Here is a 19,479-nt window from a genome sequence, read left to right as displayed (position 1 = left end):
GTAAATGAACAAAGTAAAGAAACCTGAATTACTGATACCTGCCAGCAGCCTTGAAGTTTTAAAGACTGCTGTTAATTATGGGGCCGATGCCGTTTATATCGGCGGAGAAGCTTTCAGCCTTCGTGCCAAAGCCAGAAACTTCTCCAAAGAAGATATGATTGCCGGCGTGAAATATGCTCATGATCATGGTGTCCATGTTCATGTAACTGCCAATATCCTGGCTCATAACTATGACCTTAAGGGTGCAGAAGAGTATTTTCACGAACTTAAGGAAATAGGTCCGGATGCGCTTATAATAGCAGATCCTGGAATGTTTATGATGGCTAGAAGGATATGCCCTGAAATAGAGATTCATGTATCAACTCAGGCCAATAATACCAACTATGAGACTTATAAGTTCTGGTATAACCTTGGTGCTAAGCGTGTTGTAGCAGCAAGAGAACTGTCTCTGGCAGAGATCAAAGAGATCAGAGCTAATATACCTGATGATCTTGAGATAGAATCTTTTATCCACGGAGCAATGTGTATCTCTTACTCCGGAAGATGCCTTTTGTCCAACTACTTCACAGGCCGCGATGCCAATCACGGTGCCTGCACACATCCATGCAGATGGAAATATGCAGTTGTTGAAGAATCAAGGCCGGGTGAATATCTTCCCGTATATGAGAATGAAAGAGGTACATTTATATTCAACTCTAAGGATCTGTGCATGATAGAGCATATTCCGGAACTTATAGATGCAGGCATCAATTCCTTCAAGATCGAAGGACGTATGAAGACAGCACTCTATGTTGCTACTGTTGCCCGCACTTACAGAAAAGCTATTGATGATTATCTTGAATCTGAAGAGAAGTATCGTGCTAATATGCCATGGTACCAGGATGAAATTGCCAGATGTACCTACAGGCAGTTTACAACGGGCTTTTATTTTGGTAAGCCTTCTGAGGAGTCACAGATCTATGATAGTAATACATATGTCAATGAATACACATATCTTGGCATAGTTGACAGTATAAATGACAAGGGACTTGCCCGTCTTGAACAGAGGAATAAATTCTCTGTAGGCGAGACTATAGAGATCATGAAGCCTGATGGAAGAGATATCGAAACTCTTGTCAAAGCTATATTTGCAGAAGATGGCACCCAGCAGGAATCTGCTCCTCATCCTCAGCAGCTTATTGATATCGAACTTGAAACAGTTCCTGAAGCGGGTGATATCCTTAGGATTCATGCGCCTCAGAATGGAAATCTGCGTTAATTTCTTAACGCGGATTTCCGATTATAAAAAATCGTTAAAAAAACTGTTGACAGAGTGGATAGAAGTGCGTATACTTTTATCTTGTCGATGGGCTATCGCCAAGCGGTAAGGCAACGGACTCTGACTCCGTCACTTCGCAGGTTCGAATCCTGCTAGCCCAGCTTGTTAGATAGAAGCTCTGCAGTTATTTTACTGTAGAGCTTTTCTTTTTGCCTACTTTTCCTGTATAATGAAATAAGTGCCGCGCATTACAATGATGTTATGCGACTAAATAATTAAGGAGATTATTATGAAGGGGAACAACAGATTTGTTGTAGGGGTTAAAAGGTGTATCTGTGCACTTTTGTGCATAGCACTTGTAGTTATGTCTGTGATATATACAGACAGTGCTTGTATTAAGGTCGAAGCTGATGGTCTTGTATCACTTAGCGCCAGTATCAGTGGTTCCAATGTAGTCATTAAGGCGACTACTTCCAGTGTTCCGTCCAGTGCTGATGGTCTATATCATCTCTATGCGCAGAATGTATATGATACAGGTGTTAAAGGAACAGAGGTTGCCAGTGCAGCAGTAGGAACATCTGCAACTTTTACCGTTGCTCTTAATAATAATTCCGCAAATTCCATGCTCTACAAGAAATTTGTAGTTGCTACTTCTCAAAGCGGAGTCATGACTCAGGTTAGTAATGCTGCTTATATTACAAATCCTGAGGCTGTGGCTACACATACAGTTGCAAGAGTACAGGCAGGTAAGAAGGGTATCATACCTGAGTCTACAATGATTCACTCAGGAGATATCGTAACACTTGGGATCGATCAGTGCTCATACAACCTTCTTATGTCACAGCTCCTTAATAAGAGCGGTGCCCAGATAACATACAATTACAACGGCAAGACATATTCATTTAATGCAGGAACTGTACAGGCTTATGACTGGCTTATATCCATGTTTAAGCAAAATGGTATCTCCTGTACGATGGTTCTTTTGAATGACTGGCATGCAGATCTTACATCTATCAATCCGCTCTCAAGGTCAGCAGGACATTCATATTATGCTTATAACGCAGCTGATCAGGCAGGCGTAGAGCTCCTTGCGGCTATCGGTTCATTCCTTGCTTCAAGATACAGTAATCAGGGACTTGGTCAGATAGATAACTTCGTAATAGGTAATGAGATCAATGCAAGATACCTTTGGAACTATATGTCCAATGTGGATGTAACAACATATACAGTACAGAATGCCAATGCATTCAGGGTATTCTACAATGCCATCAAGTCACAGAATGCCAATGCCAATGTATATACCTGTATAGATCAGATGTGGGCATCAACCAATGAACCTAACAGATATTATGCAGGTAAAGAGTACCTTGATATTTTTAACTCATATATTTCATCTGAGGGCAATATAGACTGGTCACTTGCGGTTCATCCTTATGATGTACCTCTTACCAACAGCTATGCATGGGCTAACTCATCTAAGTATGTGACACATGATATTTCTTCACCATATGTAGCTATGCAGAACGTAGAAGTTGTAACAGACTATATGTGCACACCTACATTCAAGGCTCCTAACGGACAGGTCAGATCCATAATCTGCAGTGAAGTTGGATATAGCTCTACAGCCGGTGAGGCTGTTCAGGCAGCTGCTATCACATATGCTTATGAAGTCGCTATGAACAACCAGTATATAGATGCTTTCATTTATAACAAAGAGATGGATGCTTCTGCTGAGCTGGCACAGGGACTTGCTCTTGGACTTGTATCTTCAAGAGGTACTCACAAGCAGGCTTATGCATATTATCAGAACCTTGACGGACCAAATGCTCAGCAGTATATTAATGCAGCAGCAGCAACTATCGGTGTTACAGATCTAAACTCAATAATTGTAAAGAGATAATTGATGTTTTTTAATTTGACGGATAAACTTTATGTATACTTTTAATTCCAGAATAAGATATAGTGAACTGAACTCTCAGGGCTTCCTGTCTACGGAGGCCCTTATGAATTATTTTCAGGACTGTTCCACATTCCAGTCGGAAGATCTTGGAATAGGTCTTGAATATCTTGACGAGATGAATGCTGCATGGGTGATAAACTCATGGCAGGTCGATATTATAAGATATCCAAAACTTGGCGAGAACGTCATAATCGGAACTATTCCCTATGATATAAAGGGCTTTGTAGGTTGTAGAAATTTCTATATGGACACATTGGAAGGCGAACGCCTTGCGATAGCCAATTCTGTATGGGCTCTGATCAATATAGAAAAAGGCACTCCTGTAAAAGTAACATCTAAGATGTTAGAAGGATATAAAATTTCTGAAAAGCTTCCCATGGACTATCAGGGCAGAAAGATATCCTTTCCCACGGATGGAAATATCAGAACTTTAAACGAGATAATAGTACAGCCTTTTCATCTTGATACCAATCAGCATGTTAATAACAATCAGTATATAAACATGGCTAAAGATTGTATGAGACTTCTTGATGGCAATGACAAAAAAATCCCTGTTATCAGCAGGATACGAGCTGAGTACAGGATGCAGGCACATCTTGGAGATACGATATATCCTGTATGCAGCACTCAAGACAAAGACGGATCTGTTGTATATACAGTTTCTTTGAATGATGGAAGTGGTAAAGCGTATAGTATTGTCGAAGTGACAAGTTTGAAAAAGGATGAAAGAAATGTTTAATTTAGGTGAAAAACAAACTCTTGTAGTTACAAAAAAAGTGGATTTTGGTATATATCTTGCAGAAGAGGGAACTGACGGAAGTGAAAGAGTTCTTCTTCCCAAGAAACAGGTGCCAAAGGATGTAAAGCTCGGAGATAAGCTTGAGGTGTTCCTGTATAAGGATTCCGATGACAGGCTTATATCTACTGTTACTGAGCCAAAGCTCATGCTTCATCAGGTTGGCAGACTGACTGTAACAGACGTTGGTAAGATAGGAGCATTCATGGACTGGGGACTTGAGAAGGATGTACTTCTTCCGTTCCATGAACAGACAAGAAGGGTGAGAAAGGGAGAAGAAGTACTCTGTGCCCTTTATATAGACAAATCAAGCCGTCTGTGCGTTACCATGAATGTATATGAGTATCTTAGCACTGACAGCCCTTATAAGAAGGATGACCGTGTTACAGGCGTTGTCTATGAGATGAGCGATAACTTCGGAGCTTTTGTAGCTATAGATGATAAGTATTCGGCGCTTATTCCTAAAAAGGAACTGTATGGCGACATACAGATAGGAGATATCGTGGGAGCCAGAGTCATATCAGTAAGAGATGATGGCAAGCTCACTCTTAGCATCAGAGAGAAGACTCTCGAACAGATGGATATAGATGCAAAGAAGATCCTGGAAGAAATCGATGCTTATAACGGAGTGCTTCCTTTTACCGATAAGGCAAGCCCTGATATAATAAGGGACAAGATGTCAATGAGCAAAAATGAATTTAAACGTGCAGTTGGAAGACTTCTTAAAGAAGGTAAGATCGAGATCTTCGAAAGAGGAATAAGAAAGACTGATAAAGCTGACTAATAAACAAAAAAGCACGGCAACAATTGTTGCCGTGCCTACGCTTTACTGACTTTTGATGATATTATCATACAGAAAGGTCAATATTGCTGCCTACACCGGGGTTGACAGATAATTCCATCTGTTTACCTATTTCGTCGAGGGACTGCGTCATTGCTGCTCCCATGTCTTGATAGGTATCCAGCTGTTTTGCAAACATCGCTACGCCAAAGTCGTTTTGAAGTTTGCTCATGGATAGCGCGGTAGATAGTGATGCAATATCCATATACACCTCACCTCCTTGTGTGGTAATGACACAGGCATAATCGTCTGTATCTTATTATAAATATCGGACACGAAAGTGTGAAAAATGATATATAATAATTTTTTTGTGCAATTTTATAGGACTTAAATTGCTTTTCACACCCCCAATTGATAAAAAGGCGCGTTAGCTATTAATTATTCACAAAAAATCGCTATGTAATTATGGATTTTTTCACTAAAGTGCTTTACAATATAGCAAGGGGGCAAATATCCAATCTTGTGAAATGAAAGGGGCACTTCATAAATGATTTCAAATCAGATATTACAGAATACTATTGACGGCCTTAAGAACATCGCTCATGTTGAGCTTTGCGTACTTGATGTCGACGGCAAAGAGGTTGCATCTACACTGGCAGAGGCAGCAGATGTATCTGTTTCCGCAAGAGAGTTTGTAGCATCTCCTGCAGATTCTCAGGAAATTCAGGGTCAGCAGTATTTTAAAATATATGATGAGCAGCAGCTTGAATATATTCTGATCGCAAAGGGTAGCGGTGAGAATATCTATATGCTGGGCAAGATGATTGCATTCCAGCTTCAGAGCTTGCTTGTAGCCTATAAAGAGCGTTTTGACAAGGACAACTTCATCAAGAACCTCCTTCTTGATAACCTGCTGCTTGTTGATATCTATTCACGTGCCAAGAAGCTTCATATTCAGTCTGATTCTCCTAGAGTTACTATGATCATGGAGTCTGACAATGGAAGAGATGCAGGAGCGCTTGAGATTACAAGGACTCATATTGGCTCTACAGGCGATGACTTCGTTACAGAAGTAGATGAGGATAATGTCATCATCGTCAAGGATGTGTCATCTATGGACTCTCCATCTGAGATCAGTAAGTTTGCATCAGGCCTTGCTCAGGAACTCGAGAAGGATGGCCTTAAGGGAGTGCGTATTGCTGTAGGTACTACAGTCAAAGAGATCAAGGAAGTCAGCCGTTCCTACAAGGAAGCCAAGATGGCTCTTGATGTCGGCAAGATCTTCTTCGAAGGCCGTAAAGTAATAAGCTATGGTGAACTTGGAATAGGAAGACTTATATATCAGCTGCCTATACCTCTTTGCAAGATGTTCATTAAAGAGATTTTTGGTGGCAAGAATCCTGATGATTTTGATGAAGAGACTCTTGTTACTATCGATAAATTCTTTGAGAATAACCTTAACGTATCCGAAACATCAAGACAGCTTTTCATACATCGTAATACTCTTGTATATCGTCTGGACAAGCTTCAGAAGAGTACAGGACTTGATCTTCGTATCTTTGAAGATGCTATTACTTTCAAGATCGCACTTATGGTTGTTAAATACATGAAATACATGGAAAAGTTTGAATATTAAATAATAAGTCCGTTTGCATATGGCGAGTAGAAGCTGCGGGACTTATGGGAAGGACTATGGATGGAAAAAGCGCGGAGAAAGAGGAGACGAATCCCCAGCGATGAAATAATAACACTTGAGAATGTGACTAAATCCTATACAACCGGATCTCCGGCCCTTGATGGAATCTCACTTCACATCAAAAAGGGCGAATTTGTATTTATAGTAGGAGATTCCGGTTCAGGTAAGTCTACACTTATAAAGCTTCTTCTACGTGAGCTCACTGCTACAGAGGGTGATATCACGGTAATGGGATACAACCTGAATCATATAAGGCATCGTAAGATACCGAAGTTCCGCCGTAATCTCGGCATAGTATTCCAGGATTTCAGACTGCTTCCTGATAGGAACGTATATGAGAATGTGGCATTTGCCCAGCATATCATCCAGAAACCGGGAAGTGAGATTCGCAGAAATGTACCAAAGATTCTGGCAACAGTTGGTCTTGCCGGCAAATATAAAAATAAAGTAACTCAGCTCTCCGGAGGTGAGCAGCAGCGTGTTGCGCTTGCTAGAGCACTTGTTAATAAACCAACTATCCTTCTTGCGGATGAGCCTACTGGTAATCTTGATCCCAATACTTCATGGGAGATCATGAAGCTGCTTGAGAAGATCAATGAAAATGGAACGACCATAGTTATGGTTACTCATAACCGTGAGATCGTTAATGCAATGCAGAAGCGTGTTATTACAATGAAAAAAGGCGTCATAGTTGACGACGCTGAGAAGGGCGTATATATCGATGATGAGGATTTTTAGTACTTTTTTCTATACAATAGGCCAGGGCTTCCGTAACCTGACAAGAAACCGCTGGTATACACTTGCATCCATCGCAACAATAGCTGCGTGTCTCTTCCTTCTTGGCATGTTCTATTCGATAATTGTTAACTTTTCAAATATTGTTAAGACAGCTGAGGAAGGCGTTTCAGTAACAGTATTTTTTAAACAGGGTACTACAGAAGAACAGATACTTGCTTTTCAGTCCTCTATTCAGAACAGAACTGAGGTCAGCAAGGTAGAATATATCTCAGCTGAGGCGGCATGGGAGAGCTTTAAGACAGATTATCTCGGAGAATATGCTGATGGTTTTACAGAAAACCCTCTTGCAGATTCTGCCAATCTTCAGATTTATATGACAGATGTATCTCTTCAGCCTTCGCTTGTCACATATCTTGAAAGTCACCAGGATATTGTAAGAGAAGTCAGAAGATCAGAGATTACAGCTTCTACGCTTAGTGGCATGAATAAGCTTATAGCTCTTATATCAGTTGGAATCATATTGATACTACTTTGCGTATCGGTATTCCTTATAAGTAATACTGTTACGATAGGTATATCAGTAAGAAAATCAGAGATTACTATTGCCAAATACATAGGTGCTACTGACTATTTTGTCAGAGCGCCATTTGTTATCGAGGGTATTCTCATTGGTATTATAGGATCTATTATTCCGCTTATCGTTATTTACTTTTTGTATAATAAAGTTGTTGAGTATATTACAACACATTATTCTATACTCAGTAACTTGCTGACATTCTTGCCGGTCCAGCATATTTATGAATCACTTGTTCCGATTTCAGTGCTGATCGGAGTAGGTATTGGCTTCTTTGGTAGTGCATTCACTGTGCGCAGACATCTTAGTGTATAAGTTCATTAATCTGTAAGATCCGTTGAGGGGTGTGATTGGTTTTGATCTTAGGGTTCGCTTGTTTGGTATTGCCGGACCCGACGATTTATTCCCGTCCTTGCAACGGATTTTTTTATAAGCTTTGGGGGAACATTACTTGATAAGGATAAGACATTTTTGGAAAAAAAGAATCTTCCGCAAGTTAGTGGCACTCATGGTAATGGTGACACTGTGCATTACAATGTTTAGTGATAACCTCGCCATTAAAAGCTATGCAGAAGTCACGCAGGAAAGTATCAAAGAAAAGGAAGATCAGATAAACGAAGCAAAAAAAGAGCGTGACCAGATGAAATCGTCTCTTACTGATATAGAGACTGTCAAAAAAGAGCTTGAGAAAGATAAGAATAATCTCAATGAATATATTACGCAGCTTGATGCTTCACTGTCAGATATGCAGGCTAATATTGATGCCTTGGAGCAGCAGATAACTGATAAAGAGGCTGAGATAGAGGAGACTAAAAAGGAACTGGAAGCTGCCAAAGAGCAGCAGCAAAAGCAGTATGAATCCATGAAGGAAAGAATCAGGTTCATGTATGAGCGAGGCGATACATACCTGTTGGAACTTCTGATAGAGTCTGATAGCTATGCGGACATGCTTAATAAGGCAGAGTATATATCTGAAATATCCGCGTATGATAATCAAAAGCTTCAGGAATACATACTGACCACACAGCTTATAGCGCTGACTCAAAGTGCTCTTGAAGAAGAACAGGCAACGCTTGAAGAAGCCAAAGCAGATGTAGAGGCTGAGCAGGCTAGTATGGAAGCTCTTCTTGCAGAAAAACAGACACAGCTTTCGGCTGTCAACGCAGATATTTCTGACAAGGAAGCTGCAATAAAAGAATATGAGGCTCAGATTGCAGAGGAAAATGAGACTATTGCTGCTCTTGAAAAGGCTGTAGAGGCTGATAAAGCTAAGCTTGCAAATCAGAGCAAAAGGACTTATGATGGCGGTATGTTCACCTGGCCGTGTCCTGCTTATACCAGAATCTCTGATGATTATGGTATGAGAATGCATCCTACACTTGGTGTTCAGAAGATGCATAATGGTATAGACCTTGCAGCTCCTACAGGATCCAGTATACTGGCGGCCTATAGCGGAACTGTTGTAGCTGCTGCATATTCAAGCTCCATGGGCAATTATATCATGATAGATCATGGCGATGGACTTTATACCATCTATATGCATGCATCTGCCTTGTATGTATCTACAGGTCAGGAAGTATCTGCAGGACAGAATATAGCTGCAGTAGGATCTACAGGAAGATCCACAGGCCCGCATCTTCATTTTGGTGTGCGCCTTAACGGGTCTTATGTAAGTCCTTGGAATTATTTGAAATAAAAGGAAAGTATAGAAAGGTTTTATTGAAAATGGAAGACAACAAATTTGAAGATCATGATCTGTATCAAAGTGATCATGATACAGATGGAACAGTTCCACCTGAAACAGGGAAAAAATTTAGCTGGGGAACATTTTTTCTTGGAGTAATAGCCGGTGCATTTATAAGCACCTGCGTATTTGGGGTAAGCTATGCCCTTGTTAGAAATAATCCGTCAACGATAACTATAGGTACACTTGAGCAGGCCAATAATAGAAGCAGCTCGAAGACAGATTCAAATGAAGATGAGTCAGCTTCTGAAGACGGCGCTTTTCAGGAAGATGACCATGAATCTGTAGTCAATGATGATACAATGGCTAAGCTCCAGCTACTTGAGCAGACGATAGATACATACTATATAGATTCCGAAAATGTATCAACCAAGACTCTTGAAGACGGCATGTATGAAGGAATGCTGGATAGCCTTGGGGATGTATATTCTGTATATTATACAGAAGAAGAGCTCAATGCTCTTATGGAAGATACCAATGGTATCTATTATGGAATCGGCGCATATATAAGCACTGATGCTACAACAGGACTTCCTGTGATAGCAGGAGTTATGGATGGATCACCTGCTCAGGAAGCAGGCCTCAAAGATGGTGATATCTGTTATAAAGTAGACGGAGAGCTCACAGAATCAATGGAGCTTGAAGAGTTTATCAGTAAGGTCAAGGGAGAAGAGCATACAACTGTTGTCCTTACAGTAGTAAGACAGGGTGAGTCTGATTATCTTGATATAGAAGTCGAAAGACGTCAGATAGAAACTCCAACTGTTAATTATGAGATGAAAGATGGCAACATTGGATATATACAGATCAAAGAGTTCGACTCTGTAACCAGTGATCAGTTTGCAGAAGCTCTTGCAACTCTGAAAGGTCAGGGCATGAAGGGCCTTGTGATAGATCTAAGATCTAACCCGGGCGGCAATCTTGATACTGTATGTGAGATAGCCAATATGCTTCTTCCTAAGGGAACAATAGTTTATACAGTTGATAAAGATGGTAACAGAGTAGATTATGACTGTGATGGCGAAAACGAGATCGATGTTCCAATGGCGGTTCTTGTAAACGAATACTCTGCAAGTGCATCAGAGATTCTGGCTGGTGCTATCAAAGATTATGAAAAAGGTGTTCTTGTTGGAACTACAACCTTTGGTAAAGGAATCGTTCAAAGGATAATTCCTTTTAGCGATGGAACAGCTGTTAAGCTTACTGTAAGTAAGTACTATACACCAAATGGAGTCAACATCCATGGAACAGGCATAGATCCGGATGTTGTGATCGAGTACGATGCTGAGGCTGCTGAGAAAGGAATTGACAATCAGCTTGATAAGGCGCTTGAACTGCTAAAATGATAGGTTATAAAAGATAAGGTTATAAAAATAAGCCTGGAAAAAGGTTATAAAATCAACTATTTGAAATAAACTATATGAAATAAAAAACGGTATATTTAGATGAGTGATTCTTCTAAATATACCGTTTCTAACTATTATTAAAAACTGTTTCAGTAATTCAAACTATGCACTTAGAACAGTGTGGCAGCCTCGAAGTTTGAGCCGGTAATTGTAAATCATACTCCACCTGTAAGCTCGTTAAGATGAGTTTTTAGTGATAGCATCTGGTCTCTAAGAGCAGCAGCGGTCTCGAAATCGAGTTCTGCAGCTGCTTTTTTCATCTTCTTTTGAACCTTGCCAATGAGCTTTTCAAGTTCGTCTCGGCTCATAGATTCAGGATCTTTCTCAAACTTGACTTCTTCTTTGGTGATCTCCTTGGTTATAGCGATAAGGTCACGAACAGCTTTCTTGATAGTCTGAGGAGTGATACCATGTTCCTTATTGTATTTCATCTGTATCTCACGACGTCTGTTGGTCTCATCTATGGCATTTTGCATAGACTCTGTCATATTGTCGGCATACATGATTACATGGCCTTCTGAATTTCTGGCAGCTCGTCCTATGGTCTGTACAAGAGAGGTTTCTGATCTAAGGAATCCTTCCTTGTCTGCATCCAGGATAGCTACAAGAGTTATCTCAGGGATATCAAGACCCTCTCTAAGCAGGTTGATGCCGACTAGTACATCAAATACATCAAGACGCATATCCCTGATGATCTCAGCTCGTTCCAGTGTATCTATATCAGAGTGGAGATATTTGACTCTTACGCCATTTTCAGCAAGGTATTCTGTAAGATCTTCTGCCATACGCTTTGTGAGCGTAGTTACAAGAACCTTATTCTTGTTGCCGGTTTCTTTTCTTATCTCTGCAAGGAGATCATCTATCTGACCTTCAGTAGGTCTTACGTCAACTTCGGGATCCAGAAGACCTGTTGGTCTTATGACTTGTTCGGCTCTTAGTAGCTCGTGCTCCTGTTCGTATTTACCGGGGGTGGCTGAGCAGAAGAGCATCTGGTCGATCCTTGCTTCAAACTCTTCGAAGTTCAGAGGCCTGTTATCAAGAGCGGATGGAAGTCTGAAACCATAATTGACAAGAGTTTCTTTTCTGCTTCTGTCGCCGTGATACATAGCGCCTATCTGTGGGATAGACATGTGAGATTCGTCCACGATTATTAGGAAGTCTCTTGGGAAGAAATCCATAAGTGTAAGAGGCGGCTCCCCTGGTGCCATAAAATTAAGATGCCTTGAGTAGTTCTCAATTCCTGAGCAAAAACCTGTCTCCCTCATCATCTCAATATCGAAGTTGGTCCTTTCAGCTATACGCTGAGCTTCTATAAGCTTGTCTTCACCTTTAAAGAAGCGGACCTGATCTTCAAGCTCTTTTTCTATATTCTCACATGCCCTGTTGATCTTCTCCTGAGGGACAACATAGTGGGAAGCAGGGTATATCATAACGTGCTCGAGCTCGTGAGTTACCTTGCCTGAAAGTGGTTCGACTTCGCATATCCTGTCAATCTCATCACCGAAGAACTCGATCCTTATAAGGTAGTCGTCGGCATTGGCAGGGAATACCTCTACTACATCGCCGTGTACACGGAAGTTACAACGGGATAAATCCATATCGTTGCGCTGATACTGTATTGCTATAAGGTCTTTGATGACATCATCTCTGTCTTTGGACATGCCGGGTCTTAAGGATATAGACATACCTTTGAATTCGTCAGGGCTTCCAAGGCCGTATATGCAGGAAACAGATGCTACGACTATGACATCGTTTCTTTCGGCAAGAGATGCTGTTGCAGAAAGTCTTAATTTATCTATCTCATCATTTATAGAAGAGTCCTTGGCTATATAAGTATCCGTCTGCGGTACATATGCCTCTGGCTGGTAGTAATCGTAGTAGGATACAAAATATTCAACTGCATTTTCAGGGAAAAACTCTTTCATCTCACCATAGAGCTGACCGGCAAGGGTTTTATTGTGAGATATGATTAGGGTTGGCTTATTAAGGGCAGCTATTATATTGGCCATGGTGAAGGTCTTGCCGGAACCTGTTACGCCAAGGAGGGTTTCAAACTGGTTGCCGTCCTTAAATCCCTGGACCAGTTTCTCTATAGCCTGTGGCTGATCGCCGGTAGGCTTAAAAGTACTTACAAGCTTGAATTTGTCCATGTTTACTCCGATATTCTTTGGGGTTGTGTGTTACGAACTTAGATACCACGCCGCTAGGGTTGGAAATTTAAGTTATAATTAGTATTAGCATTTTTATTGTAGCAAAGACGTGGGGCCGTTGCAAAAGTCTGAAATTTTCATAAAAGGATTTTAGAATTTTAAATGCTATGATACAATGATTTTGCTACGCAAATAAAGACAATTATATTGTTAAAAATTTAAGCTTCGATTTTTTAAAAAGGAAATAAGGATTATGTCTGAAAAAAGGTTAAAGAACAAGGAAATGCCGAGAAGAAATCTCATTTTTCCAAGACTAATACCACAGGAAGGCGTCCTCTTCCTGTAGATATACATGATTATATAAGGGTGCGTCATGCCAATGAGCACAATTTAAAAGGGGTAGATGTTAATATCCCGAGGGGGACACTTACTGTATTTACAGGGCTTTCAGGCTCTGGTAAGTCTTCTCTTGCTTTCGATACTATTTTTGCAGAAGGACAGAGAAGATATATGGAGTCACTCTCTTCTTATGCAAGGATGTTCCTTGGACAGATGGACAAGCCTGATGTTGAGAAGATAGAAGGTCTGTCACCTACTATTTCTATTGATCAGAAATCAACCAATAGAAACCCTCGTTCTACAGTAGGTACTGTTACAGAGATATATGATTATTTCAGACTTTTATACGCTAGGATAGGTATTCCGCATTGTCCTAACTGCGGAAGGGAGATAAGGCGTCAGAGTGTTGATGAGATGGCAGATCAGATTCTCTCACTACCTGTAGGAAGTAAGATTCAGATCTTGGCACCTGTTGTAAGAGGCAGGAAGGGTATGCATGAGAAGGTCATCGAGAGAGCCAAGAAGGGCGGCTATGTACGTATCAGGATCGATGGCAATCAGTATGATCTGTCAGAAGATATCAGTCTTGATAAGAATATCAAGCACAATATTGAGATCATAGTAGACAGACTTGTAGTCAAGGAGGATCCTCAGAGCATAAGAGGTCGTCTTACAGATTCTATAGAAACAGCGCTGTCTTTGGCAGAGGGACTACTGGTAGTTGATGTGATAGGAGATAAAGAGATCAACTTCTCCCAGAATTTCGCATGTCCTGATTGCGGAATATCAATTCCTGAGATTGAGCCTAGGAGCTTTTCTTTCAATAATCCATATGGTGCATGTCCGGAGTGTTCCGGTCTTGGATACAAGATGGAGTTTGACGAAGACCTTATGATCCCGGATAAGTCTCTTTCTATAAATGAAGGAGCTATTCAGGTTATGGGATGGCAGTCCTGCAACAAGGAAGGAAGCTTTGCCAATGCAACATTAAGAGCTCTTGCCAAGGCTTATGGATTCGACCTTGATACTCCTTTTGAGAAGTATCCTAAGAAGATTCATGATGTTCTTATATATGGAGCAGATAAGACAGTCAATGTGCATTACAAGGGCCAGAGAGGTGAGGGCGATTATCCTATCTTATTTGATGGTCTTATAAAAAATGTCGAGCAGCGTTACAGAGAGACTGCATCTGAGACTGCCAAGGCAGAATATGAAGAGTATATGACTATCACACCATGTACAGCCTGCAAGGGTCAAAGGCTCCGCCCAGAATCACTTGCTGTAACTGTTGATGGCAGGAATATCTATGAGATAACTTCTATATCGATTGAAGATCTTCACAAATATCTTGAGAATCTGTCTCTTTCAAGGCAGCAGGAGCTTATAGGTGCTCAGCTGCTCAAAGAGATAAGAGCAAGAGTTGGATTTCTTGTAGATGTAGGCCTTGACTATCTGTCGCTTTCAAGAGCTACAGGAACTCTTTCCGGCGGAGAGGCTCAGCGTATCAGACTGGCAACCCAGATTGGATCAGGACTGTGCGGAGTGTGCTATATACTTGATGAGCCCAGTATAGGTCTTCACCAAAGGGACAATGATAAGCTTCTTAATACACTTAAGAATCTTCGTGATCTTGGTAATACTCTCATCGTAGTAGAACATGATGAGGATACTATGAGAGAAGCTGATTATATTGTAGATGTAGGCCCGGGCGCCGGATCGCATGGCGGACGCATAGTAGCTACCGGTACAGCCGAGGATATCATGAACAATCCTGATTCTATTACAGGTCAGTATCTATCCGGAGCCAAGACTATTCCGGTTCCTTCTGTTCGAAGAAAACCTACGGGATGGCTGGACGTTAAGGGCGCAAGAGAGCATAACCTTAAAGATATTGATGTTAAGTTCCCTCTTGGGGTACTTACAGTAGTGACAGGTGTATCGGGTTCAGGTAAGAGTTCACTTGTTAATGAGATCTTATACAAACATCTTGCTAAGAGCCTTAACAGAGCACGCTGCATACCTGGGGATCACAGGGCTATAGAAGGGCTTGAACAGCTTGACAAGGTTATAAATATAGATCAGTCACCTATAGGGAGGACTCCTCGTTCCAATCCTGCTACATATACAGGAGTATTTGATCTTATCAGAGATCTTTTTGCAGGAACACCTGATGCCAAGGCCAAGGGTTATGCCAAGGGCAGATTTTCATTCAATGTCAAAGGAGGCAGATGCGAAGCCTGCTCAGGTGATGGTATCGTGAAGATAGAGATGCATTTTTTACCTGATGTATACGTGCCATGCGAAGTCTGCGGAGGTAAGCGCTATAACAGAGAAACTCTGGAAGTCAGATATAAGGGCAAAAATATCTATGATGTACTTGATATGACTGTAGAAGAAGCTCTGGAGTTTTTTAAGAATGTACCTAAGATACATAAGAAGATACAGACTCTCTATGATGTAGGTCTTGGTTATGTCAAACTCGGTCAGCCATCTACAGAACTCTCAGGTGGTGAAGCTCAGCGTATAAAGCTTGCAACAGAGCTTTCAAGGACCAGTACAGGTAAGACTATCTACATTCTGGATGAGCCAACAACAGGTCTTCATTTTGCAGATGTAGCAAAGCTTGTAGATATACTTCAAAAGCTTGTGGAGCAGGGCAATTCTGTAGTAGTTATAGAACACAATCTTGATGTTATCAAAACTGCTGACTACATAATAGATCTGGGCCCTGAAGGCGGTGCCAAGGGAGGTACTATAGTAGCCAAGGGAACACCAGAACAGGTTGCCAAAGTTAAGGAGTCATATACAGGACATTATATTGCCAAGATGCTCAAATGAATGTAAGGGTTAATATTGAGCGCAGTTATTCCGATATACACAACGTAGAATAATATTCGTTTTTAAAGATTTTATTTTTGAAAACTGTATATCGGAAGCTGCGCATGGATGCGGGAGCACAGATGAAAAGGAACTTCAACGAAAGTAAAAGTTGTCAATGAAAATTTTTACTTTTAAGGCTAAGTCAAGGCCTGAAGTAGCTTAGATGTGCTACCGCTATATTTTTTTCAATTAGCCTGTTTTCAAAATGAGTCTGTTAGTTTATAATACTTTGTGAATTATACGCTTTATAGTTTAACAAAGATAACAACTCGCATAAGCGATAACAATAACAATAACAGACTTTAAGCAAATTGAAAGGACTTATCCATGCAGTATACAGATATCGGAATTGATTTAGGAACAGCAAGTATTCTTGTTTATATAAGAGGAAAGGGCGTAGTACTTAAGGAGCCCTCTGTTGTAGCATATGACAGAGATACAGACCAGATTCTTACATTTGGTGAAGATGCACGTCAGATGCTCGGCCGTACACCCGGCAACATCGTAGCAGTTCGTCCTCTTCGTCAGGGTGTTATCAGTGATTACCAGATCACAGAGCAGATGATGAAGCACTTCATAACTAAGGCTCTCGGACGTAGAATCTATCGTAAACCTCTTATCGCTGTATGCGTTCCTTCAGGTGTAACTGAAGTTGAGCGTAAGGCCGTAGAAGATGCTACACGTATGGCAGGTGCCAGAGACGTTCGCATCATCGAAGAGCCTATAGCAGCAGCTATCGGTGCAGGTATCGATATCATTAAGCCATGCGGCAATATGATCGTAGATATAGGTGGTGGTACAACAGATATCGCAGTTATCTCTCTTGGCGGTACAGTTGTATCTACATCAGTTAAGATCGCAGGCGATGACTTTGATGAAGCTATCGTCCGTTATATGAGAAAGAAGCACAATCTTCTCATCGGTGAAAGAACCGCAGAAGATATCAAAATCCGCGTAGGAAGTGCATATCCACGTCCTGAAGCAGATTATATGGATGTGCGTGGACGAAATCTTGTTACAGGTCTTCCTAAGACTGTCAAGATCAGTTCAGAAGAAACAGAAGAGGCATTGAGAGAACCTACAACACAGATAGTAGAAGCTATCCATGGTGTACTTGAGAAGACTCCTCCGGAACTTGCAGCAGATATTGCAGATCGTGGTATCGTGCTTACAGGTGGTGGATCACTTCTTAGAGGTCTTGAAGACCTTATCGCTGCTAAGACAGGCATCAACACCATGACAGCCGAGGATCCGATGACAGCTGTTGCTATCGGAACCGGTAAATATGTTGAGTTCCTCAGCGGTGCAGTAAAATAATCCGGTAAAGTACCGGGATAACTTTAACCAAGCCTCCTTCTGCAGTTTTTATAAGGGTATGGAGTTTGAAGGACTTAAAAGTCCTGATGATTCCAGACACAGGGTGCAGGCGCAAGGAGGCTTGTTATATGGTTAAAGGACTGTACACTGCATGGACAGCGATGGTCAATGAACAGCATCGCATGGACGTGGCTACAAACAATCTGGCTAATGCCAATACTAATGGTTACAAAAAAGAGGGTTCAACCCAGCAGACATTCGATTCTCAGCTGGCCCTCAAGATCAAGGATACATCTGAGCCCGGCTCTTATCCTAGGAGACTTGGTCGTATCGTTCCCGGTGTAAAGACCGGAGAGGACTATACAGACTGGTCTGAAGGACCTATGAAGTCCACAGGCAATACCTGGGATCTGGCAATTTCGGGCAAAGGCTTTTTCGCCATAGATTATACCAGTGCTCACAATAATATAGCGGGTCATACTCAAGGGCAGCAGACTGTCATGTATACAAGGGATGGAAGCTTTACATTAACAGCTGACGGCGCGCTTGTTACGCATGACGGAGACTTTGTTCTTGATACAGAAGGCCAGCATATAGAAGTCGATCCTACCAAGAAACATGCTGTCAATGTCAAAGGTCAGGTACTTGAATTCACCGGAGATGGTGCAGATGAGACAAGCGAAGTGGTCGCAACCATCGGACTTTTTGATTTTGAAGATTATGATGCTCTTTATAAATACGGTGAGAATCTGTATGAACCCACAGATGTTGCGGTTCGTATCGACAATGCAACCGGAAGTATCAATGCAGGATTTTTAGAGCAATCTAATGTCTCAGTAGTTGATGAAATGGTGTCGATAATAAATATACAAAGACATTATGAAGCAGCATCAACTATGATCCAGACAGCAAATGAAACACTCAAAACAGCAACTACCGACCTTGGAAGGTTGTAAACTGCAGCACAATGGGAATACGCATAAATAGTATTTCAGAAAAGAGGTAATTATGGTACGCAGCTTATGGTCAGCCGCAACAGGCATGAATGCTCAGCAGACAAATGTAGATACGATCGCCAATAACCTTGCGAACGTTAATACAACAGGATTTAAAGCTCAGCAGGCAGAGTTTAAGTCCCTTCTCTATCAGGATCTCAATTCTGTGACAACAACTGCCAATGGCGATCCAAAGCCTACGACTTCACAGGTTGGACTGGGTGTTAGAACAGCAGCTCTTACGCAGCTCTTCTCGCAAGGTTCGCTTCTTGATAATCCAAGTACATCGGCTTTTGCTATAAGTGGTGATGGATTCTTCTCATACAATGATGCTGATGGCAATGCAGTATATACCAGAAACGGTGATTTCATCTGGGCTATAGGTAATGCAGAAGGAACAGAGCTTGTACTTACAACTTCTGATGGTAATCCTATACTTAGTACCGAAGGTGAAGAGATAAGACTAGAAGGCGGTATCATATCTAACAGGATCTCGGTAGGCGCTGATGGAACCATATATTATCCTGACGAAGAAGGCGTCCCTCAGGAAGTTGGATTCAGAATAGGCTTATGGCAGTTCCAGAATCCGGGAGGTCTTGAAAGAGTAGGAAGTACTACCTGGAAAGTATCTGCAGCAAGTGGCCCGGCCATCAATGAAGCAGAAGATGACAATGTTCAGTCCAGCATCATAAGACAAGGATATCTTGAAGGCTCCAATGTCAACGTGGCAACAGAGATGGTCAATCTTATAGTAGCCCAGCGTGCATATGAGATGAATTCAACAGCTATCACGACTACAGACCAGATGATGCAGACAGCTAATAGACTTAAACAGTAATGATGAA

15 protein-coding genes and 1 tRNA gene are annotated in these 19,479 nt (G+C 41.4%); 14 read left to right on the top strand and 2 right to left on the bottom strand.

Translation table 11 applies throughout. The annotated features are described in order from the left end of the window. Positions 1-4: 4 nt before the first annotated feature. The 5 genes from I7804_RS01385 to I7804_RS01365 all read left to right on the top strand — a co-directional run bounded on the left by I7804_RS01385 (position 5) and on the right by I7804_RS01365 (position 4,798). Positions 5-1,258: a peptidase U32 family protein gene (locus tag I7804_RS01385; protein ID WP_027206988.1), complete on the top strand. Its 1,254-nt coding sequence runs from the start codon at positions 5-7 to the stop codon at positions 1,256-1,258. An 88-nt stretch (positions 1,259-1,346) separates the two neighbouring features. Then, positions 1,347-1,419: transfer RNA gene (locus I7804_RS01380), tRNA-Gln, on the top strand. Between the two features lie 128 nt (positions 1,420-1,547). Continuing rightward, a complete protein-coding gene (locus tag I7804_RS01375; protein ID WP_248404558.1) occupies positions 1,548-3,158 on the top strand; it encodes a DUF5722 domain-containing protein in 1,611 nt (536 codons plus the stop codon). A gap of 31 nt (positions 3,159-3,189) precedes the next feature. Continuing rightward, complete coding sequence (locus I7804_RS01370) at positions 3,190-3,957, top strand: acyl-[acyl-carrier-protein] thioesterase (RefSeq protein ID WP_027203820.1); 768 nt, start codon at positions 3,190-3,192, stop codon at positions 3,955-3,957. Continuing rightward, positions 3,950-4,798, top strand: coding sequence for a S1 RNA-binding domain-containing protein (locus tag I7804_RS01365; protein ID WP_248404557.1), 849 nt, complete (start codon positions 3,950-3,952; stop codon positions 4,796-4,798). Before I7804_RS01370 ends, I7804_RS01365 begins: the two co-directional genes overlap by 8 nt. Positions 4,799-4,862: 64 nt before the next feature. On the opposite strand, the gene I7804_RS01360 is transcribed toward I7804_RS01365, so the two are convergent. Further along, on the bottom strand, positions 4,863-5,060 hold the full coding sequence (locus tag I7804_RS01360) for a YjfB family protein (RefSeq protein ID WP_022753725.1): 198 nt from the start codon (positions 5,058-5,060) through the stop codon (positions 4,863-4,865). Positions 5,061-5,342: 282 nt separating this feature from the next. On the opposite strand from I7804_RS01360, the gene I7804_RS01355 reads away from it, so the two are divergent. The 5 genes from I7804_RS01355 to I7804_RS01335 all read left to right on the top strand — a co-directional run bounded on the left by I7804_RS01355 (position 5,343) and on the right by I7804_RS01335 (position 10,893). Further along, positions 5,343-6,431: a PucR family transcriptional regulator gene (locus I7804_RS01355; protein WP_248404556.1), complete on the top strand. Its 1,089-nt coding sequence runs from the start codon at positions 5,343-5,345 to the stop codon at positions 6,429-6,431. Between the two features lie 105 nt (positions 6,432-6,536). Further along, positions 6,537-7,229, top strand: a complete 693-nt coding sequence (gene ftsE, locus I7804_RS01350) for a cell division ATP-binding protein FtsE (protein WP_027203818.1) — start codon at positions 6,537-6,539, stop codon at positions 7,227-7,229. Beyond that, complete coding sequence (gene ftsX / locus I7804_RS01345) at positions 7,216-8,118, top strand: permease-like cell division protein FtsX (protein ID WP_027203817.1); 903 nt, start codon at positions 7,216-7,218, stop codon at positions 8,116-8,118. Before ftsE ends, ftsX begins: the two co-directional genes overlap by 14 nt. Before the next feature lie 193 nt (positions 8,119-8,311). After that, complete coding sequence (locus I7804_RS01340; RefSeq protein ID WP_248404555.1) at positions 8,312-9,499, top strand: murein hydrolase activator EnvC family protein; 1,188 nt, start codon at positions 8,312-8,314, stop codon at positions 9,497-9,499. Between the two features lie 29 nt (positions 9,500-9,528). Continuing rightward, entirely contained in the window at positions 9,529-10,893 is a 1,365-nt protein-coding gene (locus tag I7804_RS01335) for a S41 family peptidase (RefSeq protein ID WP_248404554.1), read from the top strand. Positions 10,894-11,108: 215 nt separating this feature from the next. On the opposite strand, the gene uvrB is transcribed toward I7804_RS01335, so the two are convergent. Then, a complete protein-coding gene (uvrB, locus tag I7804_RS01330; protein WP_027206992.1) occupies positions 11,109-13,103 on the bottom strand; it encodes an excinuclease ABC subunit UvrB in 1,995 nt (664 codons plus the stop codon). Positions 13,104-13,451: 348 nt separating this feature from the next. Between uvrB and uvrA the strand changes: the two genes are divergently transcribed. From uvrA to I7804_RS01310, 4 genes are all read left to right on the top strand, one after another. Further along, the gene (gene uvrA, locus I7804_RS01325; RefSeq protein WP_282570510.1) at positions 13,452-16,280 is read left to right on the top strand and encodes an excinuclease ABC subunit UvrA; all 2,829 of its coding nucleotides are present in this window, start codon (positions 13,452-13,454) and stop codon (positions 16,278-16,280) included. A 369-nt stretch (positions 16,281-16,649) separates the two neighbouring features. Continuing rightward, positions 16,650-17,639: a rod shape-determining protein gene (locus I7804_RS01320; protein ID WP_022753733.1), complete on the top strand. Its 990-nt coding sequence runs from the start codon at positions 16,650-16,652 to the stop codon at positions 17,637-17,639. A gap of 128 nt (positions 17,640-17,767) precedes the next feature. Then, positions 17,768-18,595, top strand: a complete 828-nt coding sequence (locus tag I7804_RS01315) for a flagellar hook-basal body protein (protein ID WP_248404552.1) — start codon at positions 17,768-17,770, stop codon at positions 18,593-18,595. Between the two features lie 52 nt (positions 18,596-18,647). Continuing rightward, complete coding sequence (locus tag I7804_RS01310; RefSeq protein ID WP_022753735.1) at positions 18,648-19,472, top strand: flagellar hook-basal body protein; 825 nt, start codon at positions 18,648-18,650, stop codon at positions 19,470-19,472. Positions 19,473-19,479: the final 7 nt, after the last annotated feature.

It is taken from the genome of Butyrivibrio fibrisolvens (assembly GCF_023206215.1).
GTDB classification, from domain to species: domain Bacteria; phylum Bacillota; class Clostridia; order Lachnospirales; family Lachnospiraceae; genus Butyrivibrio; species Butyrivibrio fibrisolvens_C.
The sequence above is the reverse complement of the archived record's forward strand: the minus strand, read 5'-3'. Positions and strand labels throughout refer to the sequence as shown.